Source organism: Lentzea xerophila (assembly GCF_051094245.1).
Lineage (GTDB): Bacteria > Actinomycetota > Actinomycetes > Mycobacteriales > Pseudonocardiaceae > Lentzea > Lentzea xerophila.
Map to the genome: position 1 here is coordinate 4,991,145 of NZ_CP194934.1, position 21,849 is coordinate 5,012,993.

The window sequence follows — 21,849 nt, forward strand, 5'->3', positions numbered from 1 at the left end:
GATCGAGTTCTTTGGACGGAACCCGAAGATGATCAAGCGGTGGCCGTGCCTATGTCAAAGATCAGGAGCCTCCTGGTTAAAACACCAGATCAACCTGAGGTTTATGAAAGCTCCCCTCATCAACCTCACAGCCCCAGCGGGCAGCTGGTAGGTCACCATGTACGTCGCCTCCTCCCGCCCCGCCGGGACCGACTTCCGCAAACGGTTGCCGGGCACCGTGTTCGCGTTGGGCACGGTCAGCCTGCTGACCGACGTCTCAGCTGAGATGATCACCGCGTTCCTGCCCGTCTACCTGCTCATCACGTTGCAGCTCGGCTACGCGCAGTTCGGCCTGCTGGACGGCATCTACACCGGCGCCACGGCGGTGCTGCGGCTCGTCGGCGGCAGCGTCTCCGACAGGTTCCGCAGGCCCAAGGCCGTCGCGGTCGCGGGCTACGGGCTGTCGGCCGCCACCAAGGTGTTCTTCCCGCTGGTGGGCGCGTCCCCGTTCGGCATCGGCGCGCTGATGGCCGCCGACCGGGCAGGCAAGGGCATCCGGACGGCGCCGCGGGACGCGATGGTCTCGCTGGCGACGCCGGAGGACCGGCTGGGCGCGGCGTTCGGCGTGCACCGGAGCATGGACACGTTCGGCGCGTTGCTGGGGCCGCTGGTGACGTTCCTGCTGCTGACCCAGATCGGGATCGTGCCGGGACCGATCTTCGCGGTGTCCGCGGCGTTCGCGGTCATCGGGCTGATCGTGCTGATCTCGTTCGTGCGGGAGGCGCCGGCCAAGGAGAAGCCGAAGGGGCCGCGGCCGTCGTTCCGGGCCGGGCTGAACCTCCTGACCGACAAGCACTTCCGCCGCACCACCATCGCGGCCGGGCTGCTGGGCCTCGCGACGGTGTCGGACGCGTTCGTCTACGTGCTGGTGCAGAAGGCCACGAACATCTCGCTCGGCTTCCTGCCCCTGCTCCCGCTCGGCACGGCGGTCGTCTTCCTCGCGGCCGCCGCGCCGCTCGGGAAGCTCGCCGACCGGATGGGCCGCTGGCGGATGTTCCTGCTCGGCCACGGGCTGCTGCTCGGCGTGTACGCGCTGCTGTTCATCCCGGAGGGCGGGAAGGGCGTCGCGGCGGCGGCCTTGCTGCTGCACGGCCTGTTCTACGCGGCGACGGACGGCGTGCTGTCGGCCAAGGTGAGCGAGTCTGCGCCCGAGTCACTGCGCGCGTCCGGCCTCTCGGTCGTGCAGACCGGCCAGGCGCTGGGCCGTCTCGTCTCGTCCGTCACTTTTGGACTGCTCCTGCAGTACACCAGCTTCGGCACGGGCGTGACGGTGGCACTGTTCGCGCTCACCGTCACCCTCGTGATCGCCTACGGACTCAACCGCGAGCAGCCAGCTTCTGCTTGATCTTCTCGAAGCCGCCCTTGCCGAGCACCTTCATGGCCGCGTTCTTCGCCGCCACCCGCCCGGAGTCGCGCACGAACCGGATCGGCTGGTCCACCAGACGGTCCTGGGCCACCGCGCGCGCACCGGGCTCGGCGACATCGTCCAGCGACGACCCGAACGACGCCTTGTACGGCTCGGGCGAGACCAGCCGGCCGCGGGTGCGGTTGGACACGTTGCCGCCGTGCACGACCTGCAGCCAGCCCGGCGCGCCGCCCAGCTCCACGACGGGGAAGTGCAGGTGCATCTGGTTGTGCCAGTGCGCCCAGCACGTCACCGGCTCGTCCCAGGACTCGCGGACCGAGACGAACGCGTTGTGCCGGTCCACCCGGTGGTACAGCCCGCCCGGCGACTTGATCAGGCCGTTGACCAGGTAGTACGCCGCCGTCGTGGTGGGGCGGGGAGCCGCGAGGAGCCGTTCCGCGAAGTCGACCGCGAGACCGTCGTCGTTGTCGAGGTTCGTGGTGATCAGCTCGGAGGAGGTCCGCCCGTAAAGCGACCGGATGTCCGATCTGAGTTCTTCCCGCGACACTTCCGCGCGGTAGACGGGCGTGTACGCATCGCCGTGCGAGGCGATTCTGTCCTTGAGCCATTGCGGTGATTCGGGGTCGAAATAGATGAGCCACCGCGTCCGTTCGTCCGTCTGCGCGAGGACCGAAGGCAGGCAGTAGCGCTCGAACAGCGCAACGCGTTCGGTCAGCCATCCTTCCTTTGCCCGGACGTAACTCTCGGCGCCCTTCGAAGGCAGGTTGAAGCGCGTCAGGATGACGTGGTCGGCCATGACTCCCCTTACTCCGGTCATCGGCTACATCGCCCGACGGGCCCAAAACGTTGCCGGGCTAACGAATGCGAGCGCGGACCGATAACCAGGTTGTGCCAACGCTTCCCACAGCGGACGTCGTGATCCCCTGTTACAACTACGCCCACTTCCTGCCGGCCTGCGTCCGCAGCGTCCTGGACCAACCAGGCGTGGACGTGCGGGTGCTTGTGATCGACGACACGTCCTCGGACAACACCCCCGAGGTGATGGCCGAGCTGATGGCGGCCGACAAGCGCGTCGAGGGCTACCGGCACGAGGTGAACAAGGGGCACATCGCCACCTACAACGAGGGCCTGCTCGACTGGGCGGGCGCCGACTACACGGTCCTGCTGTCCGCGGACGACCTGCTGGCGCCCGGAGCGTTGCAGCGCGCGGCCGGGGTCTTCGAGCAGAACCCCGAAGTGGGCATGGTCTACGGACGCGTCGTGTACTACAGCGACCACAACGCCCTGCCGAAGGTCACCCAGCTGCCGACGACGACGAAGGTCTGGCGCGGCGAGGAGTGGATCGAGAACCGCTTCCGCAGCAGCCGCAACGTGATCTCCTCGCCGGAGGTCGTGGTGCGCACCAAGATCCAGCAGAAGGTGGGCGGCTACCGCTCCGACCTGCCGCACGCCGGCGACCTGGAGATGTGGCTGCGCATCGCGGCCGTGTCCGACATCGGGTACGTCAGCGGCAAGCCCGGCGCGTACTACCGGGTGCACGAGAACTCCATGATGCGCACGACGTTCAAGTCGGTGTTCGCCGACCTGGAGCAGCGCCGGGACGTGTTCGACCTGGTCCTGGAGGAGAACCCCAGCCTGCCCGCGCGGTTGAACACGTTGGCGCGCAAGGCCATCGCGGGTGACGCGCTGTGGCGGGCGGTCCGGTTGCACGACCGCGACCAGCTCGACGGCACCGAGAAGGAACTGCTCGACTTCGCCCGCGAGACCTACCCTGAACTCGAGGAGCTGCCGGAGTACCGGGCACTGCTGCGGCGCAAGAAGTTCAGCCCGTCACTGCTCAACCGCACCCAGCTCTTCCTCGCCCCGCACGCCTACAAGCGCGCGAAGCTGTGGATCGGCACGCAGCGCTGGAAGTGGCGGGGCGAGTGGTGACGACGCAGGACACCGGTCAGCTCGAAGGCAAGGTGTCCTCGGCGATCCGCTGGAGCGCGCTCAACTCGCTGCTGCAACGGCTCGCCGCGGTCGGCATCAGCATCCTGCTCGCCCGCCTGATCGCCCCCGAGCAGTTCGGCGTCTTCGCGGTCGCCCTGGTCGTGCTCAACATCGTGCTGAGCGTGTCCGAGCTCGGGGTGAGCGCGGCGCTGGTCCGCCACAACGGCCCGGTCGAGGAGATGGCGCCGACCGTCACGACGCTGTCGCTCGCGTCCGGCGCGTTGCTGGCGTTGATCTGCGTGCTCGGTGCGCCGTGGTTCTCGGGCGCCATGGACGCCCCGGAGGCCACCGGCGTCATCCAGCTCATGTCGATCGCCCTCGTCATCGCGGGCGGGACAGCGGTGCCGGGCGCGATGATGCAGCGCAACTTCCGGCAGGACCACAAGTTCTACGCCGACACCGCCGCGTTCGTCTGCGGCACGGCCGTGGCCGTCGTCCTGGCGGTCATGGGCTTCGGCGCGTGGAGCCTCGCGTGGCAGCGCATCGCGCAGAACCTGTCGGCAGCGGTCATCATGTTCTGGCTCACCAAGGACAGGTTCCGGCCGGGCTGGAACTCGGTCCAGGCCAGGGAACTGCTGGCGTTCGGCCTGCCGCTCGCCGGGTCGAGCCTGCTGATCTTCGGCGTGATGAACGTCGACTACATCGTCGTCGGCGCGATGCTCGGCACGATCCCGCTGGGCTTCTACCTGCTGGCGTTCAACCTCGCGAGCTGGCCGGTGGCGGCGTTCTCCGCGCCGGTCAGAAGCGTGTCGCTGGCGGCGTTCTCGAAGGTCCGCGAGGACCCCGAGCTGTTCCAGAAGGCGTTCGGCCGCGCGCTCGGCCTCCTCGCGCTCGTCACCGTTCCCGCGTGCGTGCTCCTGGCCGCACTGGCCGAGCCGCTGATCCGCGTCGTCTACGGCGAGCGCTGGGCCCCCGCGGCGGCCGCTCTGGCGATGCTAGTGCTGCTCGGCGCTGTCCGCGTCGCCCTGGAACTCGGCTACGACTTCCTCGCGTCCGCCGGCCGGTCACGGGCCATCCTGGTGATCCACCTGGTGTGGCTGGGCGCCCTGGTGCCGTTGCTGGCGCTGGGCGCGCACCTCGACGGCATCCGCGGGGTCGCGGTCGCGCACGTGATCGTCGCGGTCCTGGTCATCACACCCGCCTACCTGGTCACCTTCAAGCCCTACGGCATCCGCGCGAGAGCACTCGGCGCACGCCTGCTCAGGCCGTTCCTCGGCGGCGTGCTGATGGTCGCGGTGGTGCTCGCGGTCCGGAACGTGATCGACAGCGAGCTGGTGCAGATCCTCGCCGGCGGGGCGTTGTCCTGCCTCGCCTACGCGCTCGTGGTGTTCCCGATGAGACGCGAAGTCCTTGCCGTGCTGAAGAAGAGGGCCAACGCGTGAAGCGCCTGAGGCAGGTCACGAAGATCGTCCGCGAGCAGGGCGCGCGGCAGCTCGGCGTCCGCCTGCTCACCGCCGCGACCCGCCGGCTCGGCGTCGAGGGCGAGGATCTGCCCGTGCGGCTGGAGGACGTCCGCAGGGCAGACGTCGAGACGCGCAAACCCGTCGTGATCCCGCCGATTCCCCACGACGGCAAGCTGACCATCAACTGGGTGACCACTCCCCCGTCCAAGGGATCCGGTGGCCACACCACCATGTTCCGGCTCATCCGGCACCTGGAGTCGGCCGGCCACGAGTGCAGGCTGTACCTGTACGACACGTTCGGCAACACGGTCGCCGACCTCGAAGCCGGCATCAGGGACGCGTTCGGGTTCTTCAAGGGCTCGATCCACGACGTGACGGACGGGATGGCGGACGCGCACGCGGTGTTCGCGACGGCGTGGATCACCGCGTACCCGGCGTTCAACGACCCGTGTGCGGGCAAGAGGTTCTACCTCGTGCAGGACTACGAGCCGTGGTTCTACCCGCAGGGCGGCCTGTACACGCTGGCGGAGAACACCTACCGGATGGGCATGCACGGCTTCACCGCCGGGCGGTTCCTCGCCGACAAGGTCCTCGACGACCACGGCATGCCCGCCGACCACTTCGACTTCGGCTGCGACGCCGACAGGTACTCCCTCGGCGGCGAGAAACGCGACGGGATCGTCTTCTACGCCCGGCGCAAGGCACCGCGGCGGGCCTTCGAGCTCGGCCTGCTCGCGCTGGAGATCTTCGCCGAGAAGCACCCCGATCTGAAGATCCACGTCTACGGCGAGAAGATCGGGCAGCTGGGGCCGCAGTTCGTCGACCACGGCCTCGTCACGCCCGACGACCTGAACGCCATCTACAACCGTTGCTTCGCCGGGTTGTCACTGTCGATGACCAACGTGTCCCTGGTGCCGCACGAGATGCTGGCGGCCGGCTGCGTCCCCGTGGTGAACGACGCGCACTTCAACCGCGTAGTCCTGGACAACGACCACGTCCGGTACGCGGCACCCACCCCGCACTCACTGGCGCGTGCTCTGTCCGAAGTGGTCACATCGCCGGACTTCGACGAGGTCGCCCGTGCGGCCGCGTCCAGTGTGGAGGGACAATCTTGGGATGCGGCAGGACATGAGCTCGAGAAGGTGCTCCGCCGCGAACTCGCTACGTGACCGGGGAGGGCGACGTGGCGTCGGGGATGAGCACCCTCGCGGGCTGCGAGCCGTCCGCGGGAGCGACGTGAACCGCGGGCAGCTTGGCGTCCCTGGGCACCGCCGCGAACGCTACCTCGGTCTCGCTGAGCCAGGTCGTCTGGTCGTCGATGCCGGCCGTGCCGGGCAGCCGCTTCTCCGTGTTCGTCGCGAGGTCGAGCACCGCGAGGTCCCACGGTCCGAGACGGCCGATGCGCTTCTTGTACGCGACCTTCGTGCCGTCCGGCGAGAGCGACGGGCACTCCGCGTCCTTGCGCAGCGACGTCACGGACTTGGCCGCGAGATCGCCCTTGACCAGCCAGGTGAAACCGCCGCTGGCCAGCGTCGCGTAGAAGGTCCTGTCGTCGGAACCGACGGTGAGACCCCAGTAGTTGACGTCACTGGCGGTGAGCAAGGCACCCTCCACAGTGGCGGCGAAGTGTTCGAGCGACTCGGCCGTCTCACCGGTGCGCAGGTCGTGGAAACCCGTACGGGTGGAGAAGCCGCCGGGCACCGAGTACGAGTCGCCGGTGACGAAACTCGTCCACGACACGACGTTCCCGGAGTGCGAGACCTTCGCGCGGCTCGGGATGCCGGGCAGCGGGATCGTCCTGACCGGCTTGCCGCCGCGGCTCACCTCGGCGGAGTAGGACGGGCCGGGACCGGACAGCTTCAGGCACACGCTCGTGCCACCGGCGGCGTAGAACCGCTGGCAGGCGAGCTCCGTCGGGGTGCGGGCACCACCGTCGGCGAGCTTCTCGACCCGGTTCTGCCCACCGGCGAGGTCGACGAACAACAGGTCGCCGACCTTGGCCTGCGAGACCTGCACGGCCCCCGCCGGCTCGTTCGCGTCGGTGGCGGCCGTGACGACGTAAGCCGTTGTTCCACCGATGACCACGAGAATGGCCGCGATGGTCACGGTCAGTCGTCCTGCGCGCATGCTGCCTCCTGGATTCCCTTCTTCCATCGCTCGTCGGCTACGGCCTGTAACAGTTGGCAGCTCACCCCGATTTTCCAGGCAGCAGATACCCTACGGACATCGCGTTCGCAAGACCGAGCCGCGGATCGGGGATTTTGATGGACTTCTGGGGAACCGTACGAGTACTGCGGCGGCGGTGGTACATCGCCCTGCCCGCAGTGCTGCTCACGGGTGTCCTCGCGCTCTCCGTCTACATCACGGTGCCCACGCGGTACGAGTCGAGTGGCGTGCTGGTCCTCACCTCCCCCGCGGCGGGCGGCCGGTACTCGGAGAAGACCAAGCCCGAGGACGTGGTGAAGGTCAACCCGCTGCTGCAGTTCGACGGCAGCCTCACGACCACCGCGCAGATCCTCACCCAGGTCCTGGGCGACCCGAAGACCGCGGAGGAGCTGGCGGGCAAGGGTTCGACGGCGACCTACACCGCGAACACCGGCCCGGTCGGCGGCCCGCTGCTGTTCGTCTCGACCGAGGCCGACTCGGCGGAGTCGGCCGAGGGCCTGGTCGGCAAGGTGCTCGAGAAGACCGTGAACGAGCTCGCGGCGCAGCAGAAGGCGTTGAACGCGCCGGAGCAGACGTTCATCACGGCGCAGATCCTGGTGCAGCCGACGACGGCCTCGGCCAAGATCGGCGGCAAGGTCCGGTACGTCGGCGCGGCCACCGTCGTGTTGCTGCTGCTGACGATCGCCTCGACGTTCGCCGCCGACTCGATCATGCTGCGCGCCAAGCGCCGCAAGGACAAGGAAGCCAAGGAGTCCGACCCGGCTCTGTCCGAGAAGGACACCACACCACACCCCACTCCCCCGGTCCGGCCGCAGCCCCAGACCAACGGCGCCCCACCGCAGCGACCGGTTCCGCAGGGCATGCCGAACGCGCACCAGAAGACCGTCATCATCCCCGCGCCCAAGCCTGATCCGGCATGGCCGACGAAAGACGACTGACCCAGCAGCGTGCCGACGGCGCCACGCTGCTGATCTTCTACCTGCTGGCGCTGCTCGTCGTCCCCGCCAGGTTCACCATCGCGTTCGTCCCGATCACGCTGCCGCCGGCGTTGTTCGTGGCGCTGTGCCTCGCGGTGCTGTGGTTCGCCGCGCACCTCGTCGACCACCTGGGCCTCGCCAAGGGCCGCAACACGGTCCGCACGCTGCTCGGCCTCTACGTGGTGTTGCACCTGACGACGTACGCGCTGGCCACCCGCCGTTACCTGCCACCGGACGAGCTGTCGGTGTCCGACTCGGCGCTGATCCGGATCGTGGCGATGTCGGCGCTCGCGGTGTTCGTGGTCGACGCGGTCCGCACCGGCGAACGCCTGAGCCGCATGCTCAGGGTGATGGTCGGCTGCCTGACGTTCGGCGCGTTCATCGGCCTGATCCAGTTCGGCCTGGGCCTCGACCTCGCCTCGTACGTGACGCTGCCGGGCCTGCGCGTGCAGGACAACGGCTACTCGGCGCTGGAGTCGCGGTCGATCTTCTTCCGCCCGGCCGGCACGGTGAACCACCCCATCGAGTTCGGCCTGGTCTGCGTGCTGGGCGTGCCGTTCGCGGCGCACTTCGTGTTCCAGGCGAAGGACCGCGGCGAACCGGTGGGCCGCTGGTGGACCGCGCTCTCGCTACTGAGCCTGATGGCGATTCTGTCGCTGTCCCGCACGGCGATCCTCGGCCTGGTCGTCACGGGCATCGTGCTGGGCCTGCTGCTGCCCCGCAGACGCGGCCTGCCGCTGCTCGGCGTCGGCGCCGTGTTCCTCGGGGGCGCCTCGGCCGTGGTGCCGGGCCTGTTCGGCACGGTGACGTCGATGTTCTCCAACATCGAGGACGACCCGTCGTTCCAGGGCCGCACCAAGGACTACGACGGCGCCTGGCTGGAGATCGCCAAACACCCGTGGCTCGGCCGCGGCTTCGGCACGTTCCTGCCGTCGAAGTACACGATCCTCGACAACCAGTACCTGCTGACGATGATCGAGAACGGCTACCTGGGCCTGCTCGCCTACGTGCTGCTGTTCGTCGGCGGCATCTACGCGGCGCTGCGGGCCCGCGCGCTGACGAAGGACGAGAACATCCGCGGCATCGCGGTGTGCCTGGTGGGCGCGATGCTGACGTCCGCGCTGGGTGCCGCGACGTTCGACTCGCTCAGCTTCAGCGTGGCGACCGGGATGGCGTTCCTGCTGATCGGCGCGTCCGGCGCGTTGCTGCGCATCGCCAAACAACAGGCCGCCGCGGCGAGGGCCGCGGTGGTCAGCCCAGCCAGCTGATCAGGTCGCGCCAGGCGGGGGCCGAGAACGCGAGGACGTCGCCGCTCGCGTTCTTCGAGTCCCGGACCAGCGCGTTTTGGGCCAACGACACCTCGACACAGTCACTGTCGATGTCGTCAGCGCTGTAAGTGCTCTTACGCCAGGTCCGTTCGCGGGTCATGAGAGTCCTCTCGAAGTCCGCTGACGTACTCCGCCAGCCTGTTCTTCGATTGTTCCTCATCCAACGCGACCGCATCCAACCGCTCGAAGAGCTCCCTGCTCCACGCGATGGCCGGGGTGTCCTGTGTGAAGACCTTGGCCAGATCGGTTTCCGTGTACGCCACCGGAGATGCTTTGCCGAACTCGAACAGCGTGCACTTCGAGTGGAACTTCGTGCCCCTGACGTTCGCCGGTACGACTCGCAGGACGTGTGCGTTGAAGAGAAGACGCAGGTACTGGTCCTCCATGACCTTGGCGTCGCCGATCCGCATCTGCAGCGCTAGTTCATGCACGTAGAACATGCATTCTGGGCGGTACGGCCGCTGCCAGATGCACTGCCGCCCCATGCGGAGCTTGACGCCCTTCTCGATGTCTTCCGGCAGCACGTTGTCGGACTCCTCGAACAGAGCACGCACATAGGCCTCCGTCTGCAAGAGACCTGGCACCGACAAGATCTCGTAGGCGAAGATCTTCGTGGCCATCGACTCGACCATGGCAAGGGTCCGCAGGTTGGTCGGGGACTGAGCGAAGTACAGGTCGAAGGCGTGGCGGTACCGGTTCCCGAACTCCTGGAGGAAGTCGAGGTCCTTGCCGCAGGTCGCCAGGTACTGGGCGAGGTCGATATCGCTGGCACGGGCTTTGCCGGTCTCGATGTTCGAGACCTTGCTCGGATCCCAGCCGAGCTGGGCGGCCATCGCGCGGCCGCCGAAGCTCGTGCAGCTCTCCCGGAGCCTGCGCAGCTCGTCGCCCAGATCCCGGCTGTATGCGGTGGAGATGATCGCGGTCATGCTCTCGCACGCTAAGCGTTGAACTAACTCCAAAGAACTGCTCGTTCGGGTGAAAACGGATTTCCATCGGCGCCCAGCCGGTCGGCGCTAGCCGTGCTCGATCCCCACCGTGAAGAGCATGTCCTCGAAAGCGTCCGAGTAGTAGTTGGACATGACGATGCCGTTGTGGTGCCCGACGGTTTCGAGCTCACCTACGGGCATGGGCCGCCACCAGTACACCCTTGAGCTGAGCTGGTGCGCGCTGTTCGCGTAGCACTCGGCGGTGAGCCGCCCGATCTCGTCCAGGGCCGCCAGCACGCCCGCGGTGTCCCGGTCGCGGATGACGTGGAAGAGGAACTGGTCGCGGGCGGGCATCGCGACGAGTGCGCCGTGTGGCGCGTCGGCCACGCCGGTCACCGCCTCGATCACCCACGAGATGATCAGCACCAGGGAGCCGACGTAGTCCGAACCGTGCAGGTAGTAGACGCCGTCGGACTCGAAGTACTGGTCCGGCAGTTCCCTTGCCAGGTTCTCGACGCCGGCTTCGAAGAGCTGGTCGAAGCCGTGCCGCTGCACGTCCTCGTCCCTCATGACCACGATGGAGTCGGGCCGGTCGAAGGCGAGGACCCGGAGCAGGCCGGGGGTCATCTCGTCGGCATAGGACGCGATCTCCGACACACCGGTGTCCGAAGTGGCCAGGCGCAGGTACGTGTGCTGGAGCACGACGTCGGTCGGGCCTTCGATGTCGGAACTGTCCGCGGTCCCGAGGGCGATGATCCGCCGGAAGTGCTCGTCGACCGCGTCCGGCCAGTCCTCGGCCGGAGTGCCGGCCAGCGCGGCCGACAGCGACTCGAACCCGAGCTCGAGCGGCTCGGGATGGGTGACCTCGACATGGTCTTCGTGGACGACGATCCGCATCCCGATGAACGCCGGGCTGCGGCGGGCCAGGTGCCGCAACCGGTCCTGTTGGGAGGTGGTCAGTAGATGCACCGCCGGGACGTTACAAGGCGTCCCGGGGGCGCGTCCGGGTTTTGATCAATGCGCTAGACGGCTTTCAGGCCGTCCGGTGTCTCCTCGTGCCCGGTGCCGCACTCCGGGCACGACAGGTCGCCCGTCAGTCGTGCACCGCACGCGCAGACCCAGCCCTTCACGACGGCCGGGTTGCCCGCGACGAACGCGTGCGCGGGCACCGAGCGCGTGATGACCGCACCGGCCGCGGCGAACGCGTGCTCACCGATCTCCGTGCCGCACACGACGACCACGCCGGCACCGAGGGTCGCGCCCCGGCGAACCAGGGTCGTCTCCAGTGCGTCACCGGTCTTCTTGACGTGTGCGCGCGGGCGGAGGTCGTTGGTGAACAAGACGTTCGGGCCGAGGAACACGTCGTCCTCGCACGTCACGCCGTCGAAGACCAGCGTGCCGTTCTTGACCGTCACGTTGTTGCCCAGCACCGCGCGCGACTCGACGAACGCGCCGTCGCAGATGTTGCAGTCACGGCCGACGCGGGCGCCCGGCAGCACGTGCGCGAACGCCCAGATGCGCGTGCCGTCGCCGACGTCCTCGGACTCGCAGAGCCCGTGCGGGTGTACGCGGACGCCGGTCATCGCAGCGCCTCCGCCAGTGCCTCGACCACGCGGGTCTGCTGCGCCTCGGTGATCTCCGGGAACAGGGGCAGCGACAGCAGTTCCGCGGCCGACTTCTCCGCGACGGGGAACGAGCCGTCGAGGTGCGCGAAGGCACCGGTCTTGTGCAGCGGCGTCGGGTAGTGGATGCCCGCGCCGACTCCGGCGGCGTGCAGCGCGGACAGCACTCGGTCGCGGTCGGGCACGCGCACGACGTACAGGTGCCACACCGGCAGGTTGCCGTCCAGCACGACGGGAACCTGCACGCGCTCGACGAAGGCGAGCATGTCGGTGTAGCGCTGGGCGGCGGCGCGGCGGGCCTGGTTCCAGCCCTCCAGCCGGCGCAGCTTCGCGGACAGCACCACGGCCTGCAGCGTGTCGAGGCGGCTGTTGAACCCGAGCACCGGGTGCTCGTACTTGCGCGGGGACCCGTGCTCGCGCAGCAACCGGACCGACTCGGCGACCGCGTCCGACGTCGTCAGCACCGCGCCGCCGTCGCCGTACGCGCCGAGGTTCTTGCCGGGGTAGAACGAGGTCGCGGCGGCGGCACCGAGGCCACCGACGGCGACGCCCTTGCGGCGCGCGCCCTGCGCCTGTGCGGCGTCCTCGACGACCGGCAGGCCGAGAGGCAACAGCTCGACCGGCGCGGCCTGGCCGTAGAGATGCACGGGCACGACGGCCTTGGTGCGCGAAGTGATCACCGAGGACACTTGGGACACGTCGATGAGCAGCGTGTCGTCGACGCAGTCCACGAGCACCGGCGTCGCGCCGCAGCGGGCGACGGCCTCGGCCGTGGCGATGAAGGTGTTGGCGGGCAGCACGACCTCGTCGCCGTGGCCGACGCCCAGTGCACGCAACGCAAGTTCGATGGCGTCGGTGCCGTTGCCGACGCCGATGGCGTGCGGAACTTCCTGGTAGGCAGCGAATTCCGACTCGAAGCGGGCGACCTGGGGGCCGTTGATGAAGGCTGTCGTCTTGAGCACCTCTGCCCAGCCGTCGGCCACCTCGTCGGCCACCTGCTCGTGCTGGGCACGCAGGTCCACCAGCGGAATCTCGATCACGCGCTCTCCCCACGCAACGGGTGGGCCGGCACGCCGGCCCACGTCTCGCCTGCCGGAACGTCCTGCAGGACAACGGCTCCCATGCCCACCACGGCACCGGCGCCGATCTTGCACCCCTCGCGCACCGACGAGCCCTGGCCCAGGTACGCGCTTTCCCCGACGTGCACGGAACCCCCGAGTGACGCGCGGCCGGCGAACGTGACGCCGTCCGACACCTCGTCGTCGTGGGTGATCAGCACGTGCGGCATGGCCACGACGTGCCGGCCGATCTCGAGCGGGGTCGTGATCACGACACCCGCGAGCAGAACGGATCCGGCGCCGATGGCCGCGCCGGAGGTCACCGCCGCCGGGTGGACGATGGTCGCCCACCGCTCGTCCGGCAGGTCGAGCCTGCGCGCCAGAGCCAGCCGGGACAGCGGCCGTCGTGCGTTCGCGACGCACAGCACGACGGCCGCTTCCTGGTGATCGGCCAGGGTGGCGAGCCCGCCCAGCACGGGCACCCCGTCGAGCAGGGTGCCGTGCAGGGCGGTGGAGTCGTCCAGGGCCCCGAGGGGCTTCCAGACGTCCGGGAGGAGGCGGACCGCCGCGAGGGTCTCGCGGGCGAGTCCACCTGCTCCGACGAGCAGCAGTGGCCGGGGGCTCACCGGTGCATCACTGGAACACCACATCCACCCAGTAGTTGCCACCGTTGTAGGTCGAGGCCGGGAACCCGGACCCGGCGGTGAACACACCGGCCGACGCCGTGGCACCCAGCGGCGGCGAGGTCACCGTGCCGAAGTAGCCGGCGTTCACGGCGTAATGACCCGTGGTGGTCGTGTACGAGGCCACGTACGTGGTCCCTGCCGTGATCGACACCGGCGACGAGAACGTCAGCGTCTGCCAGCCCGACTCGGTCTCGTTCGAGAACGTGCCGGTCGCCAGGCGGGTGCCGTCCGCGGACCAGAGCGAACCGGTGTGGGTGCCGGTGTTGCCCGCGCCCTTGTAGAACTTGACGCCGGTGATCTGGCCGTCGGTGCTCGACGTGAACTTCACGCCCAGCTCGTAGGCGCCGTTGTCATCGGCCGACGTCACCGTGGGCACCGTCGCCGCGCTGAAGAGCGAGCACGGGCAGGTCTGCGTCGTCGCCGAGGTGAACGACCACGTCTGCGGGTTCGCCATCAGGTTGCCGAACGTGTCGGCGATCCTGACGCTCACCGAGTACGCGGTGTTCGCCGCGAACCTGGCGGCCGGGGTGAAGGTGACCATCCGCGAGTCCGGCGAGAGCGCCACCGTGCCGGCGATCTTCGCGCCACCGGGGTCGGTGACGGTGAACTGCGCGGAGCTCAGGTCGACCGCCTCGTCGAACGACGCGGTGACCGCCGAGTTCAGGTCCACTTCGGACGCTCCGGGCAGCGGCGTGCGGGCCTGCAGCACGGGGGCGTCGTTGTCGGCGTTGGGCTGGTAGACGACGTCGACCCAGTAGTTGCCGGAACCGTACGTCATCGTCGGGAACCCGGAGCCCGGCACGAACACGCCGTTCTGCTCCTGCGGTGCCGTCAGCGGACCGGAGGTGACCGCACCGGTCGAGAAGTACCCACCGTTGACGGCGTAGTGGCCGGTGGTGGTCGTGTACGACGCGGTGTAGGTCTGGCCGGAGCTGACGATCACCGGCTGCGCGAACGTGAGCGTCTGCCAGCCCGTCGCGGTCTCACCGGTGAACGTGCCGGTCGCGAGCCGCTGACCGGAGGCGCTCCACAGCGAACCCGTGTGGGTGCCGGTGTTGCCGGCGCCCTTGTAGAACTTCACTCCGGTGATCTGGCCGGACTGCGTCGGGCTGAACCGCACGCCCAGCTCGTAGGCGCCGGAGTCGTCGGCCGAGGTTTCCGCGGGCACCGTCGCCGTGCTGAACAGCGAGCACGGGCACGTCGGCGTCGTCGTGGTCGTGAAGTCCCACTCCGCGGCGTTCGGCATGGCGATGCCGTTGACGTCCGCGATGCCGATGTGCGCCTGGTACCGCGTGCCCGGCACGAGCTTGCCGGACGGCGTCCACGTGACCGTCTTCTGGTCACCGGACAGCGACACCGAGCCGGACAGCCTGCCGCCCTTCGGGTCGGTCAGCCAGATCTGCGCCGACGCGGGGTCGACCGGCTCGCTGAACGTCGCCGACACCGTGCTCTGCAGGCCCACGTTCGTCGCGTCGACGGCCGGCGTGCGGTTCGTCAGCGTCGGCGGCGTGGTGTCGCCGTTGAGGCCGTTGCGGTAGATGACGTCGACCCAGTAGTTCGTGGCGTTGTACGACGAGTTCGGGAACCCGCCGCCGCTGCCGTACCGGTAGACGCCGTTGCTGCCGTCGACACCGTTCTGCAGCGCGTGCAGCGACTGGTAGTCCGCCCCCTGGCCGTTGAAGAAGCCGGAGCTGACCGAGTACCGGCCGTTCGGGGCGTAGTACGAGACGACGTAGGTCGTGTTCGCCTGCACCTGGACCGGCTGGTTGAACATCAGCTTCTGCCAGCCGGACGTGGTCTCACCGGTGAACGTGCCGGTCGCGAGCAGCAGTCCGCTGGAGGTCCACAGCGAGCCGGTGTGCGTGCCGGTGTTGCCGGTGCCCTTGTAGAAGCGGACGCCGAGCACCTCACCCTTGCCGTCGAAGCGGACCTTCGTGCCGACCTCGACCTGGTTGGTGTCGCCCGCGTCGACCACCGCGGGTGCCGCGAAGTCGTCCCAGATCGTGCACGGGCAGGTCGCCGGTCTCGGTGAACCCGTCGTGAACGTCCAGTTCGACTGCGAGGACAGGTTGTTCGCCGCGTCCGCGGCCCTCATCATGACCGTGTAGGACGTGGCCGCCGCCAGCGGGGCCGACGGCGTGAACGTGATCGTGCGGGCGTCGTTCGAGATCGACTTCGTGCCGGTCACCGCGCCGGCCGGGCCGGTCACCGTGACCTGCGCCGAGCTCAGCGTGACGTTCTCGTCGAACGTGGCGGACACCGTGGTGTTCAGCGCCACCGAACCCGCGTTGGCCACCGGGGACGTCGCGGTCTGGATCGGCGCGCGGGTGTCGGGACCGGGATCGGTCGCCCACACCACGTCGACCCAGTAGTTGGTGTGGTCGAACGTGTTGTTCGGGAAGCCGGCGCCGAAGCGGAACACGCCGTTCGGTCCGTCCACACCGGACTTCAGGCCGGTCACCGGTTCCATGTACGCCTGCTGGTTGAAGAAACCACCGGTGTCGTACGCGAAGTGACCTGTCGGCGTGTAGTACGAGACGATGTAGGTCGTGTTCGCGTTCACCGCGATCGGCGACGGGAAGAGCAGCGTCTGCCAGCCCGTCGGGCTCTCGTTGGTGAACGTGCCGGTGGCGAGCAGGTCGCCGGTGGCGGACCACAGCGACCCGGTGTGCGTGCCGGTGTTGCCGGTGCCCTTGTAGAACTTCACGCCGCGGACGTAGCCGTCGCTCGCGGCGCGCCACTTCACGCCGAGCTCGAGCTGCGAGCTGTCGTCGGCGGAGGTGACCTTCGGGACCTCCTGGCCGGAGAACATGCCGCACGGGCAGGTGCGGGCGCTCACGGTGGGCGAGGCCTGCACGGGCGTGGACAGGTTCAGCGAGTCGTCGACCGCCCGGACCCGCAGCTGCGCGGCGCCGGACTGCGGCGGCGTGTAGGTGTAGCTCCAGGACGTCTGGCCCGCCTGCCAGTCGGCGTAGTGCCAGCGGGTGCCGCCGTCGGTCGAGACCTCGACGCCGGCCACCCGGCCGGAGGCGTCGATCACGGTGCCGCCGAAGGTGTAGGGCTGGCCGACCGTCGCCTGCGCGGGCAGGTTCGAGATCAGCACGGCGGGCGGCGCGTTGTCGTTGATGGCGCCGGAGATGACGAGCTCGTCGGGCCCCCACAGCTGGTAGGGCTGGACGCCCATGTCCGCGAGGAAGTTGACGGTCGCCTGCTTGATCCGCTTGTCCGACGTCGGTGTGTTGGTGAGGAACGCGTGTTCGTCGTCCACACCCCACGCCCACTGCACCGTGCCCGCGCCGAACACCAGCGCGCCGGAAGGCGCGCGGTAGTAGGTGATGGCGTGCGTCTCGGTGCTGGAGCCGTACTCGTCGCCGTAGTTCTTCAGCGCGTAGTAGCCGTCGAGCTGAACGGTCGTGCGCGACATCTGCGCGACGCCGGCAGGCTGGAAACCGTTGTCGTAGACGGTGTTCCACTCGTAGCCCAGCGTGCCGGGCTCGAACGTGTACGTGGAGCCGGACGCCAGGTTCACCAGGTCGGTGTTGCGCCAGAGCCGCATCTTGCCGTACGCGGCCGGCACCTGCAGTGAGTCGTCACGGCGGCCGTTGACGGTGAACATGTTGCCGAGCAACGCGTTCTCCGGCCTGCCGCCGTCCTGCGGCGGGCTGTAGCGCGGGTCGCGCCACGTGCCGGTCCAGTCGTTCAGGCCGTCGTTCTGGGTGCCCTTGGTCTCCTTGAAGCAGGCCATGGTGCGCCAGTCCGTCTGGGACGAGTCGATGCTCTTCTCCCAGCGGGTCTTCCAAAAGATCTCGTTGCCGGTCAGGAACGCCATGTGCACGCCCGCGTCACGGGCGGCCATCACGTTGTTCCACTGCTCGTTCGACCAGTACTCGTCGTGGCCGACGGCCATGAACACCTTGTGGTTCTTGATCAGGTGCCCGCGCCGCGCGGAGTCCACATCGGTCGTGTAGCTCAGGTCGTACCCGTTGCGCTCCAGGAACCTCAGCATCGGGTACTCGGCGTTGAAGATGAAGTTCTCGTCGCCGTCACCGCCGGTGTACGGACGGTTGTAGCTGACCTTGTAGGAGCTGCCGCCCTGGCCGGGGCCGTCACCGAAGTAGAGGCTGTTGCCGCCGTAGCGGTTGTAGGCGACCCAGGTGGCGTCGGAGGTCTGGAAGAAGACCTTCGAGGTCGAGGAGTCGTCCCGGACGACGAACGCCATCTCGTTCTCGGCGCCGGTGTCCAGGCGCGTCATGCGGGCGTAGTAGATGCCCGAGGTCGCGGTGGACGGGATGTTCCAGGTGAGCGACACGGCCCAGTTGCCGCAGTCGACGAGCGCCGTCGGTGCGTCCCGCAGGCATGGTGGCTGGTTCTGCGGTGTGTTGCGCTGCACCGTGCCCATGTACCGCGCGCCCTTGCCGGCGTACCAACCGAGCCGGTAGATGTCGAGCTTGTAGGACGACGCCGACGTCAGCATCTTGAAGCTGACGGTCTGGCCGACGTTGTAGCTGATGTCCGTGGTGTACCCGAGGATCGCGTCGTCGCGGTACTGGGCCTGCCAGTTGTCCGCGCCGGGCTGCGTGTTCTCGCAGGCGACCTTGTTGGTGACCGGGAAGTCACACGGAGCGGCGTTCGCCTTGGGAGGGTTGAAGACCCCGAGAACGAACATCGTGGAAGCGACTAACGCCGTGATCACGAGCACCCGCACGAGACGCGACTGCTGAGCCACCATCGGACTTCACCTCTCGGACGGAGTTACCGTGTGTGATCCGCGCACTACGCTGGACAGCACAGGGCTGCTACTCCGAACGTCGGCGATTTGGTCAAAGCTGTTACGTGTCAACACAAGAAAGTTCTGGTCAGTGCGGAATCTTTATGTTTCAACCACGCACGGTCAGACGGGATGCGTGGAGAGTCTCCGACAACGCCGACACCACCTGGTCCTGTTCGGACTCCGTCATGTCGTGGAACAGCGGGAGGATCAGCGTCCGGGCCGTGAACGCCTCGGTGACGGGCAGCGGCACGCTCGGGTGCCCCTCGTAGGCGGGTTCGAGGTGTGACGCCATGATTCCGCGCCGTGCACTGACTCCGCGTTCGGCAAGGCCCGCGAGGATGTCCTGGCGGTCCGGTGCGCCGTCGGGCAACCAGACCCAGAAGGACTGGTAGTTCGTCGTTCCGTGCTCAGGGTCACGAACCGCCGTGACACCGGAGTCGTCCAGCAACTCGTGGTAGCGCGCGGCCAGCTCACGGCGACGGGCGATGATCGCGTCCAGTTTGGACAGCTGCACCAGGCCGACGGCGGCCTGGATGTCGGTCATCCGGTAGTTGAACGCCGTCTCGAGGTACTGCTCGATGACGGCCGAGCCGCCGTTGTGGCGGTCCGCGGCGGACACGCTCATGCCGTGTTCCCGCAGGCGCTTGAGCCGAACGGCCCAGTCGGGGTCGTCGGTGGTGACCATGCCGCCCTCACCGGTGGTGAGGAGCTTGCGCGGGTGGAACGACCAGGCGGCGAGCAGCGCGTCCGTGCCGACCGGCTCGCCCTTGTACGTGGAGCCCGCCGCGCACGCCGCGTCCTCGATCACCATGATGCCGCGCGGTTCGCACAACGCCTTGAGCGCGTCGACGTCCGCGGGCACGCCGGCCTGGTGCACAACCATGACGGCGCGGGTGCGATCGGTGAGCACTGGTTCCACTGTGGACGCGCTGAGGTTGCCGGTCTCCGCCTCGACGTCGGCGAACACCGGGGTCGCGCCGGTGTAGCGCACGGCGTTCGCGGTCGCGATGAACGACAGCGACGGCACGACGACCTCGTCGCCGGGGCCGATGCCGAGCAGGTGCACGGCGAGGTGCAGGCCCGTGGTGCAGGAGGAGACCGCGACACCGTGCCGGGCGCCGACGGACGCGGCGAACGCCTCCTCGAACGCGCGGACCCGCGGGCCCTGCGCCACCCACCCGGACCGGACGGCCTCGGCGGCGGCGAGAGCCTCTTCTTCACCGAGCAACGGCCGCATAACCGGAATCACAGCTCTACTGCCTTTCCTTGGCGTGTGTGGGCGCACGCGGATGGCGCCTGCGAACGTTCGTGCGGTGGGTGCGGCCGCGGGGCCGCCGGCCTGGGGGTGCCGGCGGCGCCGCGACCGCGGTCTGGAGGGTTAGGGCCGGTATCGAAGTCCCGTTCGATGAGAGTCGCGCCTGAGGTGGTTTCTGGTGGTGCGGCCTCAGGCCCGGCTATCGCGAACATGGACTTCGATACCGGCCCTAGGCGCCGGCCCGCTCGGCGGCGGCCTTCTCGGCCCGCCACCACGCGACCAGGTCGCGCAGGCCGCCGTCCATCTCGATCTCGGGCTTCCACCCGAGTTCCGCGGCCGCGAGGCTGATGTCGGCGAGCCGGCGCGTCACGCCGTTCACCTTGCGCTCGGGGCCGTGCTCCAGCGGCAGGTCGGAGTCCATCGCGGCAAGCAACGCGAGGGCGAGCTGCTTGAGCGAGGTCTCCTTGGAGGACGCGATGTTGTACACCGTGTCCGTAACCGGCGCCTTGGCGGCGAGGATGTTCGCGCGGGCGATGTCGTGCACGTGCACGAAGTCCATCGTCTGAGCGCCGTCGCCGAAGATGAGCGGCGACTTGCCGTCGACGATGCGTTCCATCCAGCGGATGAGCACTTCGGTGTACAGGCCGTGGACGTCCATCCGCGGTCCGTACACGTTGAAGTAGCGCAGCGCCACGTAGTCGAGGTCGTACATCGCCTTGAAGCTGCGCAACATGCCTTCGTTGAACGCCTTCGCGGCGCCGTAGAAGGTGTCGTTGTTGTACGGGTGGTGCCGCTCGTCGGTGGGGAACGACTCCGCGAGCCCGTAGATCGACGCCGACGACGACGCGATGACCTTCTTCACCCCGGCGGCCGCGGCGGCCTCCAGAACGGTGAACGTGCCGTCGACCAGGCACTCCAGCGCCAGGCGCGGTTCCTCGGCGCACTGGGTGATGCGGATGGCGGCGAGGTGGAAGACGAGGTCCATGCCCTCGGTCAGCTCGCGGACCAGTGCCCTGTCGTTGATGTCGCCTTCGACGACGCGGACGACACCGGACTCGAGGGCGGCGGTCAAGTTCTCCCGGCGGCCGCGCACGAAGTTGTCCAGCACGACGACCTCGGCGGCACCGGCCTCGACGAGCTGGTCCACCACCGACGAGCCGATGGTGCCCGCGCCGCCCGTGACGAGCGCGCGCTGCCCGGTGATCGGCTGGGCCAGATCCTTCTGGGGGGCCGACATCAAGAAACCCTGCTTTCGACTTGTTGAACTGAAACGAACTGCCCGTCGGAGCGCAGCGACTCCGACGCCGCCTCCAGCACCGCCAGCACGCGCAGACCCGCGCGGCCGTCGGTGAGCGGCGGGCGCTGCTCCGTGATGGACGCGGCGAACTCGGCCATCATCGTGCGCAGCGCCTCGCGCTCCAGCAACGCCGGCGCGACCATGTCGCCGGTGCGGTAGGAGATCGTGCGCTGCTCCTTGGAGTGCTCGACGCCACGGTCGTAAATGGACAGTCGCTGCGCCGGATTGTTGTCGTCCCACACCACCGTGCGCTGCGAACCGCCGATGACCATCGTGCGAATCTTCGTCGGCGACAACCAGTTCACGTGCACGTGCGTGATCGCCCCGTTGGACAGCCGGACCGTCAGGTGGCCGACGCACGCGACGCCCGCGCCGATCGGGTCCGAGCCGTGCGCCGCGACCTCCACCGGGGTGACGTCGTCGGGCAGGATCGCCTCGAAGATCGAGAGGTCGTGCGGGGCGAGGTCCCACAACACGTCCACGTCCGGCTGCACCAGACCGAGGTTGATGCGGACCGAGTCGATGTACTGGATCTCACCGATCTCGCCACCGCGGATGATCTTGCGCAGGTGCTGCACCGACGACGTGTACGCGAAGGTGTGGTCGAGCATGAGCGTCAGGCCGCGCTGTTCGGCGGTCTCGACGAGCTTGCGGCCGTCCTCGAAGCTGGCCGCGAGCGGCTTCTCCACCAGCACGTGCTTGCCTGCCTCCAGTGCGGCGAGCGCGACGGGCAGGTGCGTGGCCGCGGGGGTCGCGATGGCGACCGCGTGCACCTCGGGGTCGCCGAGCACCTCGTCCAGCGACGCGGTGGCGCGGACGGTCGAGTACTCCCCCAGCACCCGCCGGGCCTTCTCGACGTCGAGGTCGCACAGGTATCTCAGCCGCAGCGCGGGCGTGGCCTGGGCGTTGCGAACGAGGTTCGGCCCCCAGTACCCGGCGCCGATGACAGCAAGGCCAATCACG

General features: G+C 68.6%; 18 protein-coding genes. 6 read left to right on the top strand and 12 right to left on the bottom strand.

Going from position 1 to position 21,849, the window contains the following annotated elements; translation table 11 throughout:
- Positions 1 to 157 precede the first annotated feature (157 nt).
- Positions 158 to 1,384, top strand: coding sequence for an MFS transporter (locus tag ACRSBM_RS23855; protein ID WP_434446148.1), 1,227 nt, complete (start codon positions 158 to 160; stop codon positions 1,382 to 1,384).
- On the opposite strand, the gene ACRSBM_RS23860 is transcribed toward ACRSBM_RS23855, so the two are convergent.
- Positions 1,356 to 2,201, bottom strand: coding sequence for a glycosyltransferase (locus ACRSBM_RS23860; RefSeq protein ID WP_434446150.1), 846 nt, complete (start codon positions 2,199 to 2,201; stop codon positions 1,356 to 1,358). The genes ACRSBM_RS23855 and ACRSBM_RS23860 overlap by 29 nt on opposite strands.
- 119 nt (positions 2,202 to 2,320) lie before the next feature.
- Here ACRSBM_RS23860 and ACRSBM_RS23865 point away from each other — a divergent pair, with 119 nt between their 5' ends.
- Genes ACRSBM_RS23865 through ACRSBM_RS23875 form a run of 3 tightly spaced genes read left to right on the top strand, consistent with a single transcriptional unit; the run spans position 2,321 to position 5,969 of the window.
- A complete protein-coding gene (locus ACRSBM_RS23865; RefSeq protein ID WP_434446152.1) occupies positions 2,321 to 3,337 on the top strand; it encodes a glycosyltransferase in 1,017 nt (338 codons plus the stop codon).
- Complete coding sequence (locus tag ACRSBM_RS23870; RefSeq protein ID WP_434446154.1) at positions 3,334 to 4,779, top strand: lipopolysaccharide biosynthesis protein; 1,446 nt, start codon at positions 3,334 to 3,336, stop codon at positions 4,777 to 4,779. Before ACRSBM_RS23865 ends, ACRSBM_RS23870 begins: the two co-directional genes overlap by 4 nt.
- On the top strand, positions 4,776 to 5,969 hold the full coding sequence (locus tag ACRSBM_RS23875; protein WP_434446156.1) for a rhamnosyltransferase WsaF family glycosyltransferase: 1,194 nt from the start codon (positions 4,776 to 4,778) through the stop codon (positions 5,967 to 5,969). Before ACRSBM_RS23870 ends, ACRSBM_RS23875 begins: the two co-directional genes overlap by 4 nt.
- On the opposite strand, the gene ACRSBM_RS23880 is transcribed toward ACRSBM_RS23875, so the two are convergent.
- Positions 5,962 to 6,927 carry a hypothetical protein gene (locus ACRSBM_RS23880; protein ID WP_434446158.1) on the bottom strand — a complete coding sequence of 322 codons (966 nt, stop codon included), beginning with the start codon at positions 6,925 to 6,927 and terminating at the stop codon, positions 5,962 to 5,964. The genes ACRSBM_RS23875 and ACRSBM_RS23880 overlap by 8 nt on opposite strands.
- Positions 6,928 to 7,064: 137 nt before the next feature.
- Between ACRSBM_RS23880 and ACRSBM_RS23885 the strand changes: the two genes are divergently transcribed.
- Together ACRSBM_RS23885 and ACRSBM_RS23890 are read left to right on the top strand one after the other, a co-directional pair.
- A complete protein-coding gene (locus ACRSBM_RS23885) occupies positions 7,065 to 7,904 on the top strand; it encodes a hypothetical protein (protein WP_434446160.1) in 840 nt (279 codons plus the stop codon).
- Positions 7,883 to 9,211, top strand: a complete 1,329-nt coding sequence (locus ACRSBM_RS23890; RefSeq protein ID WP_434446162.1) for an O-antigen ligase family protein — start codon at positions 7,883 to 7,885, stop codon at positions 9,209 to 9,211. The genes ACRSBM_RS23885 and ACRSBM_RS23890 overlap by 22 nt, the downstream gene beginning before the upstream one ends.
- Here the strand turns inward: ACRSBM_RS23890 and ACRSBM_RS23895 are convergent.
- From ACRSBM_RS23895 to ACRSBM_RS23940, 10 genes are all read right to left on the bottom strand, one after another.
- Entirely contained in the window at positions 9,195 to 9,302 is a 108-nt protein-coding gene (locus ACRSBM_RS23895) for a DUF397 domain-containing protein (RefSeq protein WP_434446164.1), read from the bottom strand. The two genes, ACRSBM_RS23890 and ACRSBM_RS23895, sit on opposite strands and share 17 nt — an antisense overlap.
- Before the next feature lie 43 nt (positions 9,303 to 9,345).
- A complete protein-coding gene (locus tag ACRSBM_RS23900) occupies positions 9,346 to 10,197 on the bottom strand; it encodes a helix-turn-helix domain-containing protein (protein ID WP_434446165.1) in 852 nt (283 codons plus the stop codon).
- A gap of 87 nt (positions 10,198 to 10,284) precedes the next feature.
- On the bottom strand, positions 10,285 to 11,166 hold the full coding sequence (locus tag ACRSBM_RS23905) for a hypothetical protein (RefSeq protein ID WP_434446167.1): 882 nt from the start codon (positions 11,164 to 11,166) through the stop codon (positions 10,285 to 10,287).
- A 53-nt stretch (positions 11,167 to 11,219) separates the two neighbouring features.
- Positions 11,220 to 11,780 carry an acyltransferase gene (locus ACRSBM_RS23910; RefSeq protein ID WP_434446169.1) on the bottom strand — a complete coding sequence of 187 codons (561 nt, stop codon included), beginning with the start codon at positions 11,778 to 11,780 and terminating at the stop codon, positions 11,220 to 11,222.
- The gene (locus ACRSBM_RS23915; RefSeq protein WP_434446171.1) at positions 11,777 to 12,859 is read right to left on the bottom strand and encodes a DegT/DnrJ/EryC1/StrS family aminotransferase; all 1,083 of its coding nucleotides are present in this window, start codon (positions 12,857 to 12,859) and stop codon (positions 11,777 to 11,779) included. Before ACRSBM_RS23915 ends, ACRSBM_RS23910 begins: the two co-directional genes overlap by 4 nt.
- Entirely contained in the window at positions 12,856 to 13,503 is a 648-nt protein-coding gene (locus ACRSBM_RS23920) for an acetyltransferase (protein ID WP_434446173.1), read from the bottom strand. Before ACRSBM_RS23920 ends, ACRSBM_RS23915 begins: the two co-directional genes overlap by 4 nt.
- A 7-nt stretch (positions 13,504 to 13,510) precedes the next feature.
- Complete coding sequence (locus ACRSBM_RS23925; RefSeq protein WP_434446175.1) at positions 13,511 to 18,292, bottom strand: DUF4082 domain-containing protein; 4,782 nt, start codon at positions 18,290 to 18,292, stop codon at positions 13,511 to 13,513.
- 148 nt (positions 18,293 to 18,440) lie between these two features.
- Complete coding sequence (locus ACRSBM_RS23930; protein WP_434446177.1) at positions 18,441 to 19,571, bottom strand: DegT/DnrJ/EryC1/StrS family aminotransferase; 1,131 nt, start codon at positions 19,569 to 19,571, stop codon at positions 18,441 to 18,443.
- A gap of 247 nt (positions 19,572 to 19,818) precedes the next feature.
- Positions 19,819 to 20,826 (bottom strand): NAD-dependent epimerase/dehydratase family protein, encoded by a 1,008-nt coding sequence (locus ACRSBM_RS23935; protein ID WP_434446179.1) that lies wholly within the window; start codon positions 20,824 to 20,826, stop codon positions 19,819 to 19,821.
- Positions 20,826 to 21,848 (bottom strand): Gfo/Idh/MocA family protein, encoded by a 1,023-nt coding sequence (locus ACRSBM_RS23940; protein ID WP_434446181.1) that lies wholly within the window; start codon positions 21,846 to 21,848, stop codon positions 20,826 to 20,828. Before ACRSBM_RS23940 ends, ACRSBM_RS23935 begins: the two co-directional genes overlap by 1 nt.
- Between the last annotated feature and the right edge of the window lies 1 nt (position 21,849).

Bases quoted from the DNA above. Each gene is read 5' to 3' on its own strand.
- ACRSBM_RS23855 (WP_434446148.1), top strand. From the start codon at position 158: ATGTACGTCGCCTCCTCCCGCCCCGCCGGGACCGACTTCCGCAAACGG.
- ACRSBM_RS23860 (WP_434446150.1), bottom strand. From the start codon at position 2,201: ATGGCCGACCACGTCATCCTGACGCGCTTCAACCTGCCTTCGAAGGGC.
- ACRSBM_RS23880 (WP_434446158.1), bottom strand. From the start codon at position 6,927: ATGCGCGCAGGACGACTGACCGTGACCATCGCGGCCATTCTCGTGGTC.
- ACRSBM_RS23885 (WP_434446160.1), top strand. From the start codon at position 7,065: ATGGACTTCTGGGGAACCGTACGAGTACTGCGGCGGCGGTGGTACATC.
- ACRSBM_RS23890 (WP_434446162.1), top strand. From the start codon at position 7,883: ATGGCCGACGAAAGACGACTGACCCAGCAGCGTGCCGACGGCGCCACG.
- ACRSBM_RS23900 (WP_434446165.1), bottom strand. From the start codon at position 10,197: ATGACCGCGATCATCTCCACCGCATACAGCCGGGATCTGGGCGACGAG.
- ACRSBM_RS23910 (WP_434446169.1), bottom strand. From the start codon at position 11,780: ATGACCGGCGTCCGCGTACACCCGCACGGGCTCTGCGAGTCCGAGGAC.
- ACRSBM_RS23925 (WP_434446175.1), bottom strand. From the start codon at position 18,292: ATGGTGGCTCAGCAGTCGCGTCTCGTGCGGGTGCTCGTGATCACGGCG.
- ACRSBM_RS23930 (WP_434446177.1), bottom strand. From the start codon at position 19,571: ATGCGGCCGTTGCTCGGTGAAGAAGAGGCTCTCGCCGCCGCCGAGGCC.
- ACRSBM_RS23935 (WP_434446179.1), bottom strand. From the start codon at position 20,826: ATGTCGGCCCCCCAGAAGGATCTGGCCCAGCCGATCACCGGGCAGCGC.